Source organism: Actinosynnema sp. NPDC037264, from assembly GCF_055603705.1.
Map to the genome: position 1 here is coordinate 133,790 of NZ_JBVJVK010000013.1, position 13,041 is coordinate 146,830.

At 74.1% G+C, this 13,041-nt stretch carries 12 protein-coding genes; 4 read left to right on the top strand and 8 right to left on the bottom strand.

From position 1 onward, the window contains the following. Nucleotides 1-145: 145 nt before the first annotated feature. A complete protein-coding gene (gene nagA / locus ACZ7GX_RS17505; protein ID WP_498777774.1) occupies nucleotides 146-1,345 on the bottom strand; it encodes an N-acetylglucosamine-6-phosphate deacetylase in 1,200 nt (399 codons plus the stop codon). 192 nt (nucleotides 1,346-1,537) lie between these two features. Here nagA and ACZ7GX_RS17510 point away from each other — a divergent pair, with 192 nt between their 5' ends. Then, nucleotides 1,538-2,212 (top strand): FadR/GntR family transcriptional regulator, encoded by a 675-nt coding sequence (locus ACZ7GX_RS17510; RefSeq protein ID WP_498777776.1) that lies wholly within the window; start codon nucleotides 1,538-1,540, stop codon nucleotides 2,210-2,212. An 81-nt stretch (nucleotides 2,213-2,293) separates the two neighbouring features. Here the strand turns inward: ACZ7GX_RS17510 and ACZ7GX_RS17515 are convergent, their stop codons facing one another. The 6 genes from ACZ7GX_RS17515 to ACZ7GX_RS17540 form a co-directional block, all read right to left on the bottom strand. Further along, the gene (locus tag ACZ7GX_RS17515) at nucleotides 2,294-2,512 is read right to left on the bottom strand and encodes an L-2-amino-thiazoline-4-carboxylic acid hydrolase (RefSeq protein ID WP_498777778.1); all 219 of its coding nucleotides are present in this window, start codon (nucleotides 2,510-2,512) and stop codon (nucleotides 2,294-2,296) included. 99 nt (nucleotides 2,513-2,611) lie between these two features. Further along, nucleotides 2,612-3,538 carry an aldo/keto reductase gene (locus tag ACZ7GX_RS17520; RefSeq protein WP_498777780.1) on the bottom strand — a complete coding sequence of 309 codons (927 nt, stop codon included), beginning with the start codon at nucleotides 3,536-3,538 and terminating at the stop codon, nucleotides 2,612-2,614. Continuing rightward, nucleotides 3,535-3,753 carry a hypothetical protein gene (locus ACZ7GX_RS17525; RefSeq protein ID WP_498777782.1) on the bottom strand — a complete coding sequence of 73 codons (219 nt, stop codon included), beginning with the start codon at nucleotides 3,751-3,753 and terminating at the stop codon, nucleotides 3,535-3,537. Before ACZ7GX_RS17525 ends, ACZ7GX_RS17520 begins: the two co-directional genes overlap by 4 nt. A gap of 16 nt (nucleotides 3,754-3,769) precedes the next feature. After that, on the bottom strand, nucleotides 3,770-4,519 hold the full coding sequence (locus ACZ7GX_RS17530; RefSeq protein WP_498777784.1) for an SDR family NAD(P)-dependent oxidoreductase: 750 nt from the start codon (nucleotides 4,517-4,519) through the stop codon (nucleotides 3,770-3,772). Then, nucleotides 4,516-5,835, bottom strand: coding sequence for an enolase C-terminal domain-like protein (locus ACZ7GX_RS17535; RefSeq protein ID WP_498777786.1), 1,320 nt, complete (start codon nucleotides 5,833-5,835; stop codon nucleotides 4,516-4,518). Before ACZ7GX_RS17535 ends, ACZ7GX_RS17530 begins: the two co-directional genes overlap by 4 nt. A 1-nt stretch (nucleotide 5,836) precedes the next feature. Continuing rightward, nucleotides 5,837-6,691 (bottom strand): fumarylacetoacetate hydrolase family protein, encoded by an 855-nt coding sequence (locus tag ACZ7GX_RS17540; protein WP_498777788.1) that lies wholly within the window; start codon nucleotides 6,689-6,691, stop codon nucleotides 5,837-5,839. Nucleotides 6,692-6,806: 115 nt separating this feature from the next. On the opposite strand from ACZ7GX_RS17540, the gene ACZ7GX_RS17545 reads away from it, so the two are divergent. Both ACZ7GX_RS17545 and ACZ7GX_RS17550 read left to right on the top strand, forming a co-directional pair. Next, a complete protein-coding gene (locus ACZ7GX_RS17545) occupies nucleotides 6,807-10,007 on the top strand; it encodes a S8 family serine peptidase (RefSeq protein WP_498777792.1) in 3,201 nt (1,066 codons plus the stop codon). A gap of 88 nt (nucleotides 10,008-10,095) precedes the next feature. Beyond that, on the top strand, nucleotides 10,096-11,028 hold the full coding sequence (locus ACZ7GX_RS17550; protein WP_498777794.1) for an N-acetylglucosamine kinase: 933 nt from the start codon (nucleotides 10,096-10,098) through the stop codon (nucleotides 11,026-11,028). 5 nt (nucleotides 11,029-11,033) lie between these two features. Here ACZ7GX_RS17550 and ACZ7GX_RS17555 read toward each other — a convergent pair whose 3' ends face one another. Continuing rightward, on the bottom strand, nucleotides 11,034-11,675 hold the full coding sequence (locus tag ACZ7GX_RS17555; RefSeq protein WP_498777796.1) for a DUF3159 domain-containing protein: 642 nt from the start codon (nucleotides 11,673-11,675) through the stop codon (nucleotides 11,034-11,036). A 140-nt stretch (nucleotides 11,676-11,815) separates the two neighbouring features. On the opposite strand from ACZ7GX_RS17555, the gene ACZ7GX_RS17560 reads away from it, so the two are divergent. After that, complete coding sequence (locus ACZ7GX_RS17560; protein ID WP_498777798.1) at nucleotides 11,816-13,039, top strand: ROK family transcriptional regulator; 1,224 nt, start codon at nucleotides 11,816-11,818, stop codon at nucleotides 13,037-13,039. Nucleotides 13,040-13,041: the final 2 nt, after the last annotated feature.

Sequence of the window (13,041 nt, forward strand, 5' to 3'; positions counted from 1 at the left end):
TCGTCGTCCACTGTCCCACGGTAGCAAACTCCACGCAACTGTTCCCGCCGCCCACCTCGCGCCCCCCCACCCCCCCCGACGCCCGCCCCAGGGGGGGGGGGGGGGCCGCGGGCCCCCCCCCCCCCCCCCCTCTCCGCTCGTGCGGCTACTGCCCGGCGGCGGCCACGCCGACGGTCGCGTTCTCGTACGCCGTCGCGCGGTCGAACACCACCTCGCCGTCCACCCACACCTTGCGCGGCCGGAGGTCGTCGTCCCACCACACCAGGTCCGCCACGGCGCCGACCTCGAGCCGGCCCAGCGTCGGCTCGCCGATCGCGTCGGCCGGGACGACGGTCGCCGACGCCAGCGCGTCCGCCGGGTCCACCCCCACCGACACGATGTTGCGCACGGCCAGGTCCAGGGTCAGCGCGCTGCCCGCGATCGTGCCCTCCGGCGAACGCGGCACGCCGTCCTCCGTCAGCAGCACGTCCGCGCCGCCGAGCTGGTAGCGGCCGGGCGGCATGCCGGCGGCGGCCACGGCGTCCGTGACCAGCGCGACCCGGTGCCCGGCGGCGTTGAAGACCAGCCGGCAGACGTCCGGGCCGACGTGCGCCAGGTCCGCGATCAGCCCCAACGTGAACCGGTCGTCCACCAGCGCCACGCCCGGCACGCCCGGTTCGCGGTGGCCGAGCGGGCGCTGGGCGTTGAACAGGTGCGTGACCATGCGGGCGCCCGCCTCGGCGGCGGCCCTGGTCTGCTCGCCCGTCGCGTCGCTGTGCCCGACCGCGACCAGCACGCCCGCCGCCGCCAGCCTGCGCACGGCCTCCAGGCCGCCCGGCTGCTCCGGGGCGAGCGTCACCATGCGCAGCGCGTGCCGCAGCACCGCGTCGCCCAGCAGCAGGTCGATCTCGGCCGGGCCCGGCGGCACCATCAGCGCCGGGTCGTGCACGCCCGCGCGTTTCGGCGACAGGAACGGCCCTTCCAGGTGCACGCCGAGCGGCTTGGCGCCCGCGTGCGGCGGCAGGGTGGCCGACGCCGCCAGCACGGCGTGCGCCTGGCGGATGGCTACCGGCACCGGCGCGGTGATCAGGGTCGGCAGGAAACGGGTCACCCCCGTTCGCGGGAGCGCTCTCGCCACCTCCGACATGCCTTCGGGGTCCACCTCGGCGAAGTCGACCCCGACCGCCCCGTTGACCTGCACGTCCACCAGGCCCGGGGTGAGCAGGCCGTCGGTCAGCACCTCGGCGCCGTCGGGTGGTGAACCCGCGACGACCTCGACGATCCGGCCTGCCCTGAACCTCAGGCTGACGGGACCGGTGATGGTCCGACCGAGCAGTGCTCGCGGAGCTGCGACAACCGTGTCCAAGGTCCCTCCTCAAATGGTCCAGACCATTATGGCCGGAAGTGGCGGACGCCGTCACGTGTGGTTATAAGATAACCGAATAGAGTAGAGATGGGTGAATGTTTCGCCGCGCGGCGGGTTGGCCGCGCGGCGCTTCGGCGTGGCCCATACTTGGCGCCAGACATCCGAGGTCTAGCTGACGAGTCGAGGGCCGCCGTGGCAGTGACCGACGACGCCATCCTGCGCGTCAAGGAGATGATCGTCTCGGGCGAGCTGAGGCCGGGCGACCGACTGCCGCGCGAGGCGGACCTCGCCGAGCGGCTCGGGCTGTCGCGGAACTCCCTGCGTGAGGCGGTCAAGGCGTTGTCGCTGGTCAGGGTGCTGGACGTGCGGCAGGGTGACGGCACGTACGTGTCCAGCCTGCGTGCCGACGACCTGCTCGGCGCGTTGTCGTTCGTGCTCGACCTGCACCGCGGCGAGGACTCCGTGCTGGAGGTCCTGCAGGTGCGCCGCATCCTCGAACCGGCCGCCGCGGCGATGGCGGCGCAGCGGGTCGGGCCGGACGAGGTCGCCGCGCTGCGGGCGTTGTGCGACGCCGCCGAGTCCGCGCGGTCGGTGGAGGAGCTGGTCGAGCACGACCTGGAGTTCCACCGCGCCGTCGCGCAGGGCTCGGGCAACGCCTACCTGGCCCAGCTGCTGGACACCCTCGCCGGCCCGACCGTCCGCGTGCGCATCTGGCGCGGCATCACGCAGGGCGGCGCGGTGGACCGGACCGTCGCCGAGCACCGCGCCATCGTCGACGCCCTGGCCGCGCACCAGCCCGAACTGGCCCGTTCGTGGTCGACGGTGCACGTGGCGGGCGTTGAGCAGTGGCTGTCCGACCTGGCGTGACGCCCGCCGACCGTGTTCCGGGCGGTCAACTCGGCCGTTCCAAACGGAGGACACAGGCGACGCGAACGCAGGACACGCGGGTCAGGTGCGGTTGAAGTGGAACGGGCAGGTGGAGCCGCCCCGGGCGATCGTGGTCGGTCGGCGGAAGGCCACGCGGTGGCGGGCGGGGTCGATGGCGTCGATCCACGCGGCGTCGACGTCGCAGAACACCTCGCCCGGTTCGGGGCACGCCGGCGCCCGCGAGGACGCGCACGTAGAAGCAGCGGTGGACGTCGACGTGCGGTGTCCGTACCCGCGCACGCGCGGGACGGTCGGCACGCTCCAACCACCAACCTGGCGCTGACCAGGGTTTGCTCTTACGCGCCACAACGCACACCCGGGCCACCGTGCCGGAGAGGATCAGTGCGCCAGCAGGCCCTCGGCGCGCAGGTCGTCCCACACCGCGTCGGGCACCGGCGACGGGAAGACGGCGGCCCGCATCTCCGCCGCCGTCCGCACGCCCAGCAGCACCGACACCACCGCCGGGTGCCGGAACGGGAACGACACCGCCGCCTGCGGCAACGTCACGCCGTGCCGCGCGCAGACGGCGGCGATCCGCCGGGCGCGCTCCACCAACGACTCCGGCGCGGCCCGGTAGTCGTAGGTCGAGCCGACGTCGGGCCGGGCCAGCAGCCCGGAGTTGAACACCCCCGCCGCCACCACCGACACGCCACGCGAGGCGCACAGGTCCAGCAACTCCGCCCCGCCCTGCTCCAGCACGGTGTACCGCCCGGCCAGCAGCACCACGTCCAGGTCGGTCTCCCGGACGAACCGCGCGGGCATCTCCCACTGGTTCATCCCGACGCCGACGGCCCCGACGACGCCCTCCGACCGCAGCGCCAGCAACGCGGGCACGGCCTCCGACACCGCCTGCTCCCCGTGCGAGTCCGGGTCGTGCACGTACACCACGTCCACCCGGTCCAGCCCCAGCCGGTCCAAAGAGGACTCCAACGACCGCCGCACGCCGTCCGCGCTGAAGTCCCACCGCCGCCACGCCGTCGCGGGCACGGCGAACCCGTTCGCCATGTCGTCGCCGTCGCCGAACCCCGGCTCCAACACCCGGCCCACCTTCGTGGAGACGACGAACGACTCCCGCGGCCGGCCCGCCAGGAACGCGCCGATCCGCCGCTCCGACAAGCCCAGCCCGTAGTGCGGCGCGGTGTCGAAGTACCGGACACCGGCGTCCCAGGCGGCCTCCAACGCGCCGAACGCGTCCACATCGGACACTTCCGCGTACAGGTTGCCGATCGGACCGCCGCCGAACCCCAACCGCGACAGGGGGATCACTCCTGCACCTTCCCCGTGGCGAAGCGGGTCACCACCACAGGTGGCGTGTTCCCGGCGCCGACGCTGCGAGTGTTGCGACAGGAGGACATGCCGGCGCCGCCGGAGGACCCGAGGCACGTCGCCTTGGCCGAACGGTCCAAAGCGGACGTGACCGCAACGGTGTCCTGCGGCGCCATCACGATCGCCTTCGCGCCCTGGATGCCGAGACGCTTCATGGTCCCCTCAGTCCGTTCAGGGTTTCGGGCGCAACCGCAGACCGTGCATGCCGCCGTCGACCGCGAGGACGGTGCCGGCGGTGGAACCGGAGAGCGGACCGGCCAGGTAGGCGATGGCGCCCGCGACCTCGTCCGCCGAGACCAGCCGCCCGTGCGGCTGCCTGGCCTCCAGCGCGGCCCGCTCGGCGGCCGGGTCCGGCGCCGAGTCGAGCAGGCGGCCCACCCACGGGGTGTCCGCCGTGCCGGGGGCCACCGCGTTCACGCGGATGCCCTCGCGCACGTAGTCCGCGGCCATGGCCAGCGTCAACGCGTGTACCGCGCCCTTGCTCGCCGAGTACAGCGCGCGCTGCGGCAGACCGGCCCAGGCCGCGATGGAGCCGGTGTTCACGATCGCCGCGGACGGCGACTTCCGCAGGTGCGGCAGCGCGGCGCGGGCGACCCGGGCCATGCCGACCACGTTCACGTCCAGCACCCGGTGCCACTCGTCGTCCGGGTTCGCCGTCACGTCGCCCTGCGCGCCGACGCCCGCGTTGTTCACCACCACGTCGAGCCGGCCGAACCGCTCGACCACCTCGTCGATCGCGGCGCGCACCGACGCGTCGTCGGTGACGTCCACCCTGATCCCGTGCAACGGCGGGTCGACCTCCGGGACGAGGTCCAGCGCCACCGCGGTCGCGCCCCGGTCGGCCAGCAACCGCGCGGTGGCCAGGCCGATGCCCGACGCGCCGCCGGTCACCACCGCCACCAGCCCTGCGAACTCGCTCACCGCTCCTCCTGCAACTCGGTCCACACCGGACCGTCCGGGTACCGGTAGTCGGTCAGGGTCCGCTCCCGCAGCCGGGCCGAGAAGCCGGGCTCGGCGGGCGCGACGTACCGGCCGTCGCGCACCACGGCGGGATCGGTGAAGTGCTCGTGCAGGTGGTCGACCCACTCCAGGACGCGGCCGTCGGCGGTGCCGGAGACCGCCACGAAGTCGACCATCGCCAGGTGCCTGACCAGCTCGCACAGGCCGACGCCGCCCGCGTGCGGGCACACCGGCACGCCGAACTTCGCCGCCAGCAGCAGGATCGCGACGTTCTCGTTCACGCCGCCCACCCGGCACGCGTCGAGCTGCAGCACGGCGATCGCGTCGGCCTGGAGCAGCTGCTTGAACACCACCCGGTTCTGCACGTGCTCGCCGGTGGCGACCCTGATCGGGCTCAACGCCCTCGCGATCGCGCCGTGCGCCAGCACGTCGTCCGGCGAGGTGGGCTCCTCGATCCAGTACGGGTCGAACGGCGCCAGCTCGCGCATCCACGCGATGGCGGTGCCGACGTCCCACCGCTGGTTGGCGTCCACGGCGATGCGCACGTCCGGGCCGACGACCTCGCGGGCCAGCTTCATCCGCCGCACGTCGTCGTCCAGGCTGCCGCCGACCTTCAGCTTGATCATGTCGAAGCCGTCGGCCAACGCCTGCCGCGCCAGGCCCGCCAGCTTGTCGTCGGCGTACCCGAGCCAGCCCGGTGACGTCGTGTAGGCCGGGTAGCCGTCCCGGACCAGCGCTTCCGCCCGTTCGGCACGTCCGGGCTCCGCGCGCCGCAGGATGTCCAGCGCCTCGTCGGGCGTGAGCGCGTCGGACAGGTAGCGGAAGTCGACCAGGCCGACGATCTCCTCCGGCGTCATGCCCGACAGGAACCGCCACAGCGGCAGGCCCGCGCGCCGCGCCGCCAGGTCCCACGCGGCGTTGACCACCGCGCCGAGCGCCATGTGCGCGACGCCCTTCTCCGGGCCGAGCCACCGCAGCTGCGAGTCGCCGACCAGCTCCGCGGACAGCGCGGCCAGGTCGGCGGCGGTCTCCGGCACGGGCCGGCCGACCACGTGGTGCGCCAACGACCGGATCGCGGCGGCCTGCACGTCGTTGCCGCGGCCGATGGTGAACGCCAGCCCGTAGCCCTCCGGGCCGCCCGACGTGCGCAGCACGACGTAGGCGGCGGAGTAGTCCGGGTCGGGGTTCATCGCGTCCGACCCGTCCAGCTCCCGCGAGGTCGGGAACCGGATGTCCAGCACGTCCAGCGCGACGACCCGGTCCGCCCCCGTGGTCACCTCACGCCTGCCCGAGCGTCTGCCGCTGCCTGCCCAGCCCGTCGATCTCCAGCTCCACCACGTCGCCCGCCCGCAGGTACGGCTTGGGCTCAGGTTGGCCGAGCGCCACGCCCGCCGGCGTGCCGGTGTTGATGACGTCACCTGGTCGGAGGACGAGGAACCAGCTCAGGTAGCGGACCAGCTCGGCCACCGGGAAGATCATGTTCTTGGTGGACGAGTCCTGCCGCGGCACGCCGTTGACCCACAGCCGCATGCCGAGCGCCTGCGGGTCGCCGACCTCGGCCGCGGGCACGAGGAAGGGGCCGAGCGGGTTGAACGTCTCGCAGTTCTTGCCCTTGTCCCACTGCCCGCCGCGCTCGAGCTGGAACTCGCGCTCGCTGACGTCGTGGGACACCGCGTACCCGGCGACGCAGGTCAAGGCCTCTTCGGCGGACTCCAGGTACCGGGCCTCGCGGCCGATGACCACGGCCAGCTCGACCTCCCAGTCCGTCTTCGTCGACCGGCGCGGCACCAGCACCTCGTCGTTCGGGCCGACGATCGTGTCCGGTGTCTTGAGGAACACCACCGGCTCGGTCGGGAGCTGGGCGCCGGTCTCCTCCGCGTGGTCGCGGTAGTTGAGGCCGATGCAGACGATCTTGCCGACGCCCGCGACCGGCGACCCGATCCGCACGCCGTCCGCCACGATCGGGTGGAGTTCGCCGGCGGCGAGCGCGGCCCGCGCGCGGGCGATGCCGTCGTCGGCCAGGAAGGCGCCGGTCACGTCGTCGGTCACCGGGGTCAGGTCGTACGTGACGCCGTCGTCGGCACGGACGGCGGGTCGTTCGGAGCCCAGCGGTCCCAGGCGCAGCAACTGCACGGCAGGTCCTCCTCGAAAAGCCGGTCGACAGATCGGATGTATAGCGCTCTCCGACAGCTCCGTCTAGAGGACGTCCAGTTAGTGGTCCGATGAATCCCGGTTACGAAGGGTCGCGATGAAACTCCACCGCGCGGTGTGGGCGTCCACCGCCACCGCCGCACTGCTCGGCACGCTCCTCGTCGGCAGCGCCTCGGGAGCCGACCCCGCGGCCAGACCGCTGCCGCCGAACCGCGCCGACCACGCGAGCGGCGGGTCGTCCGAGCGGGTCGGCACGGCGCTCGCCCGCGCCACCGGGCCGGTCACCGCGTTCGTCGAGCTGACCACGACCCCGGCCACCAGGGCGTACGGCGACGAGAAGGCGCGCGGCGGGCCCGACCCCGCGGCGGCCGCACGAGCCGCCCGGCAGCACGCCGACGCGCAGGCCGACCGGGTGCTGACCGCGCTGCGGGGCCAGGACGCCACCACCCGGGAGATCGCCAAGACGCACAACGCGGTGCCGGGCGTGGTGGTCGCCGCCGACGCCGCGAGCCTGCGCGGGCTGACCGCGTTGCCCGAGGTCGAGTCCGTGCGGCTGACCGTGCCGAAGTCGGTCCGCAACGCGGGCGCGGTCGAGCTGACGCGCGCCGCGCGGGTGTGGCGGGACACCGGCCGGTACGGCGAGGGCCTGCGCATCGGCGTCATCGACACCGGCGTCGACTACACGCACGCCGACTTCGGCGGCCCCGGCACCACCGCCGCCCACGAGGCCGTCGACCCCACCGGGCCGTGGACGCCGACCGCCAAGGTCGTCGGGGGCCACGACTTCGCGGGCGACGCCTACGACTCGGCCAAGCCGGAGCAGGCGGTGCCGGCGCCCGACCCGAACCCCGTGGACTGCCAGGGCCACGGCACGCACGTCGCGGGCACCGCCGCCGGGTACGGCGAGAACGCCGACGGCACGCCGTTCACCGGCGACTACTCGGCGTTGACGCCCGAGGCGGTGGCAGGCATGCGGATCGGACCCGGGACCGCGCCGAAGGCCTCGCTGTACGCGTTGAAGGTGTTCGGCTGCACGGGCGCGACCGAGCTGGTCGGGCAGGCCCTCGACTGGTCGCTCGACCCGAACGGCGACGGCGACTTCGGCGACCGCCTCGACGTGGTCAACCTGTCGCTGGGCGGCGACTTCGCGGGCCAGGACGACCCGGACAGCCTGTTCGTGCGCAAGGTCGTGGAGCACGGCGTGGTGGTGGTCGCGGCGGCCGGCAACGGCGGCGACTTCTACGACGTCGGCGGCTCGCCCGCGAACACGCCCGAGGCGTTGGCGGTGGCCAACACGCGGGACGCGTTCGCGCTGCTCGACGGGGTCGAGGTGGGCGGCGCGAGCCAGGCGGGGCAGTACAGCAAGAGCTACGCCGGGTACGCCGCGCTGGACGTGACGCTGCCCGTCGTGCCGGTGTCCGACCCGGAGAACCTCGACGGCTGCGCGTCGATCGCCGAGGACCTGACCGGCAGGTTCGTGTGGCTGGAGTGGGACGAGGACGACGCGACGCGCGAGTGCGGCTCGGCCGCGCGGACCGACAACGCCGAGGCGGCGGGCGCGCGGGGCGTGCTGCTGCCCGCCACCAGCGAGCACTTCAAGGCCGCCATCGCGGGCAACGCGGGCATCCCGGCGTTCCAGTTCACGCGTGCGGCGACCGACGCCGTGCGGCCCGCGTTGGACGACGGGACGCTCCGGGTGCGGATGCTCGGCTCGCTGCGCAACGCCGTGCCGACGATGACGCCGACCCTGGCGGACACGATCACGCCGTCGTCCTCGCGCGGGTCGCGCGGGGCCGCGGCGGCCAAGCCGGACGTGGCCGCGCCCGGTGACACGATCGTGTCCGCGTCGGCAGGCACGGGGGCCGAGGCGGTGAGCATGGGCGGCACGTCCATGGCCGCGCCGCACGTGGCCGGCATCGCCGCACTGGTGCGCGAGGCGCGTCCGGAGTGGACGGTCGAGGAGGTCAAGGCCGCGATCATGAACACCGCGACCGGCGACGTGACCGACGGCGACGACCACACCACCGGCACGCCCGAGGCGCCGATGCGGGTCGGCGCGGGCCGGGTGGACGCGCTGGACGCGGTCGGCGTCGACCTGCTGGCCATGGTCGCGGACGACCCCGGCACCGTCGGCGTGTCGTTCGGGCCGGTCGAGGCGGCGGAGCCGCTGTCGGTGGGCAAGACGGTGGAGGTGGTGAACAAGTCGGCGTCGGTGCGCACGGCCCGGGTGACCTACCAGCCCGCGACCACCGTGCCCGGCGCGGCGTTCGAGGTCTGGCCGCCGGTGCTCGTCGTGCCGCCGGGCGGGACCGCGTCGGTCGACGTGACGCTGACCGTCACGCCCGGGGAGCTGCGGAAGGCGGCCGACCCGACGATCGAGAAGGTGCACGCGGACGTGGCGCGGCAGTTCCTGGCGGAGGCGTCCGGTCGGCTGCTCGTGCGGTCCGGCGACCGCACGCTCCGGGTGCCGGTGTACGCCGCGCCGAAACCGGTCGCGGACGTGGCGGCGGTCGACCGCGGTGACGGCGCGGTGGAGCTGGGCGGACGTGCGCTGGACCAGGGCGAGGGCGACGAGGCCTACCGGTCGTTGGTGAGCGCGTTCGCGCTGCACGGCTCCAGCCCCGAGCTGCCCGACTGCGCGGACGGGGTGCAGGCCGGGTGCGCGGTCAACGGGTCGGCCCGGGGCGGTGACCTGCGGTACGTCGGGGCGGGCGTCGGTGCCGGGATGCTCGCGTTCGGGGTCGTGACCTGGCGGAACTGGGTCACGCTCGGCATCGCCACCAGCCCGGGGATCCGGATCGACACCAACGGCGACGGCGCGCACGACTACACCGTGAGCGCGGTGAAGCCGAGCGTCGCCGAGGTCGTGACGGCGGACGTGTGGCTGGCGCGGACCGTGCGCGAGGCGGACGGCGCGGTGGTCGACGAGCAGCCGCTCAACGGCCAGTACGGCGACGTGGACACCAACCTCATGGACAGCGACGTGGTGGTGCTGCCGGTGGCGTTGACCGCGTTGGGCATCGACCCGGCGGCCGGCAGCGCACCGTTGACCTACACGGTCGTGACGTCCGGGCACTACCCGGCGCCGGGCAACGCGGACCTGCTCGTGGACCGGATCGACACGCCGATGGCGTTCGACCCGCTGCGGCCGGGGCTCGGCGTCGAGGGCGGGGTGTCGTTCGTGGCGGAGCCGGGCGCGGTGCTGCGGGTGCGGCGGGGCGAGTCGGCCGGGGGACTGCTGTTGCTGCACCACCACAACGCGTCCGGCCACCGCGCGCAGGTGCTCGCGGTCCGCTGACGCCCGTTCGGCCTGCTACGCAGAGCCAGGTCCGGCACAACCCGGTTGGGTGTGCCGGACCTCGTTCGTGCTGGGCATACTCGGGCGAATGGGTTTCGTAGTAGGTCTGGACGCGGGCGGCACGAGCACTCGGGCGTTGGTGCTCGACCTGGACGGCACCCGGTTGGGCGCCGGGATGGCCGGCGGCGCGAACCCCAACTCCCATCCGCCGGAGACGGCCGCCACGCACGTCCGGCAGGCGTTGACGGCGGCGTTGGAGGGGTTGGACCCGGCGAAGGTCGAGTCGGGCGTGCTCGGCATGGCCGGGTCGAGCAAGCTGCTCAGCGATCCGGCGGTGGCGGCGCTGTTCGAGGCGGCGTGGGCGGGCGCCGGGCTGCGGTGCCCGATGCGGGTGATCACGGACTGCGAGGCGGCGTTCGCGACGGGGTCGGCGTCGCCCGACGGGACCGTGCTGGTGGCGGGGACGGGGTCGATCGCGGCCCGGATCGAGCACCACGAGCTGGTGTCGACGGCCGGCGGGTACGGGTGGCTGCTGGGTGACGAGGGTTCGGCGTTCTGGCTGGGGCGTGAGGCGGTGCGGGCGACCCTGGTGGCGTTGGAGCGGGACGAGCCGGACGACCTGACCACCGCCGTGCTGGCCCGTGCCGACGTCCCCGACGTGCCGCGACGTGACCAGTGGCGGCGGTTGATCACGGTGGCGAACAACGCCGCGCCGATCGCCCTGGCGACCTACGCGCCCCTCGTGACGGCGCACGCCACGGCCCCGTCCGCCGACCGGATCATCACCGCCGCCGTGCGGACCCTGGCCGACCTGGCCGAGGCCGCCCGCCCCGCCGACGACCGCTCGCCGATCGTCCTGATGGGCAGCCTGGTCCACGCCCAGCCGCTGGGGTCGCGCCTCAAGCTCGAACTGACCACCCGCACCTCGGCGCCCGTCACCGCCGCCACCGAGGGCGCCGCCGGCGCGGCCTGGCTGGCCGCCGTGAAGGTCCTGGGCGACTCCGCCCCCCGCCCCGCCTGACCCGGTCAGGGGGACGGGGTGCGGGGGTGGCGCAGGCCCGGGTGGTCGGCGGGGAGGGTTCGGCGCAGGACCCACCAGCTCACGGCGATGCACGCCACCTGCAGCGGCCAGGTCAGGGCGGCGCGCATGATGCCCAGCAGGACCACCTCGCCGGCCAGCCACAGGGCGCCGAACACGAGCACGCGGAGGATGTACTGGCCCACCCACGGCCAGGACGCGTAGCGGTACGCGCGGAGCAGGTCGGGGTCCTGCCGCCAGCGGAACTTCTGGCCCGTGATCAGGCCGACCACCACGCCGAGGAGCGGCCAGCGCAGGACGATCGACGCCGACCAGACCAGGGCCGACGCCGCGTTGAGGAAGATCTGCACGAGGAAGAAGTCCTCGGCCCGGCCCGTTTGCAGGGCGACGTAGGCGGCCAGGACCACCAGCGCCACGGAGACCAGCAGCGCGCGCGGGCGACCGCCCCGGACGACCCGGACCAAGCCGACGACCACGCCGCACGCGACCGCCGCCAGGGCGCCGACGGCGATCGAGCTCCCGCCCAGCAGCCACCCCACGACGAACGCCAGCGGCGGCAGCGAGGCGTCCAGCGCCCCGCCCCGCCCGCCGAGCAGTGCGGCCAGCGACTCCTGACGCGTGTCGGTCATGACTCCAGGGTGCCTTAGGCCTACCTAACCCAGGTAACGGACCCGTCTCGGAACATTGACCCCCGTGAGCCCCGTCACTAGCGTCTCCACGAAATCGTCTGGAAAGTTACCAGACAGGACCGTCACGGACAGGAGACCCGATGCGAGCCGGGAGCCCGAGGCTGCTGCGCGAGATCAACGACCGCGCCGCCATCGAGGCGCTGCTCCGCAACGGCCCGCTGACCAGGGCGGAGCTGGAAGGGATCATCGGCCTGTCCAAGCCGGCCACCGCGCAGCTGCTCACCCGCCTCGAAGACGAGGGCACGGTCCTGCGCAACGGCCTGCGCGGCGGCGGACGCGGCCCGCGGGCGCAGCTCTGGACGGTCAACGGCGCGCTGGCCCACGTCGCCGCCGTCGACCTCACCCCGGACTCGGTCGACATCGCCATCGCCGACATCTCCGGCGCCACGCTCACCGAGCACCGCGCGCCCATGCCGAAGACCGACGTGCTGGAGGCGTTCCACAGCGCGGTCACGAAGGCCGCGACCCAGGCGGGCCTCACCACCGACGCCCTGCACCACGTGGTCGTGGGCAGCCCCGGCGCGGTCGACCCGGCCACCGGTCGCCTCAACTACGCGCCGCACATGCCGGGCTGGGGGAACAAGAACATCCCCGAGGAGCTCGAAGCCCTCCTCGACACCTCCGTCACGGTCGAGAACGACGTCAACCTCGTCGCGCTGGAGGAGATGATCGCCGGCCGCGCGGTCGGCGTGCGGAACTTCGTCCTGCTCTGGCCCGCGGACGCGGTGGGCGCGGCCGTCGTCGTCAACGGCGTGCTGCTGCGCGGCGCGACCGGCGGCGCGGGCGAGATCGACGCGATGCGGGTACCGGACCACGCGCACGCCGACACGGGCACCGAGCGCACCGGCAGCCGTTACGGCGACCTGCTCGACAGCCCCGGCATCGCCCGCCTGGCCCGCGCGCACGGCGTGTCCGCGCGCACCGGTCAGGCCGCCGTGGAGAAGGCGTTGAGCGAGGGACCGGCCGGCCGGGAGTTCCTGGTCGACCTGGCCCGCCGCGTCGCGACCGGCGTGGCGAACGTGATCGCCGTGCTCGACCCCGAACTGGTGCTGCTCTCCGGCGAGATCGCGCAGGCGGGCGGCACGACGCTCGCCGACCTCGTCGCCGCCGAGCTGCGCCGCCTGGTGGTGCCACGCACCCCCGTCAAGCTCGCCCTGGTGACCGGGAAACCGGTGCGCTCCGGCGCACTGCACTCCGCGCTGTCGGTCGTCAGGGAACAGGTGTTCGGTCTGCCCGCCGCCACGACCGAACCCTTCCGCGGTCCGAACCAGCAGGACGCGACCGCACCGAGCACGTCGACATGAAG

Coding starts and splice junctions, on each gene's coding strand:
- ACZ7GX_RS17525 (WP_498777782.1), bottom strand. CDS start 3,753: ATGAAGCGTCTCGGCATCCAGGGCGCGAAGGCGATCGTGATGGCGCCG.
- ACZ7GX_RS17545 (WP_498777792.1), top strand. CDS start 6,807: ATGAAACTCCACCGCGCGGTGTGGGCGTCCACCGCCACCGCCGCACTG.
- ACZ7GX_RS17550 (WP_498777794.1), top strand. CDS start 10,096: ATGGGTTTCGTAGTAGGTCTGGACGCGGGCGGCACGAGCACTCGGGCG.
- ACZ7GX_RS17555 (WP_498777796.1), bottom strand. CDS start 11,675: ATGACCGACACGCGTCAGGAGTCGCTGGCCGCACTGCTCGGCGGGCGG.
- ACZ7GX_RS17560 (WP_498777798.1), top strand. CDS start 11,816: ATGCGAGCCGGGAGCCCGAGGCTGCTGCGCGAGATCAACGACCGCGCC.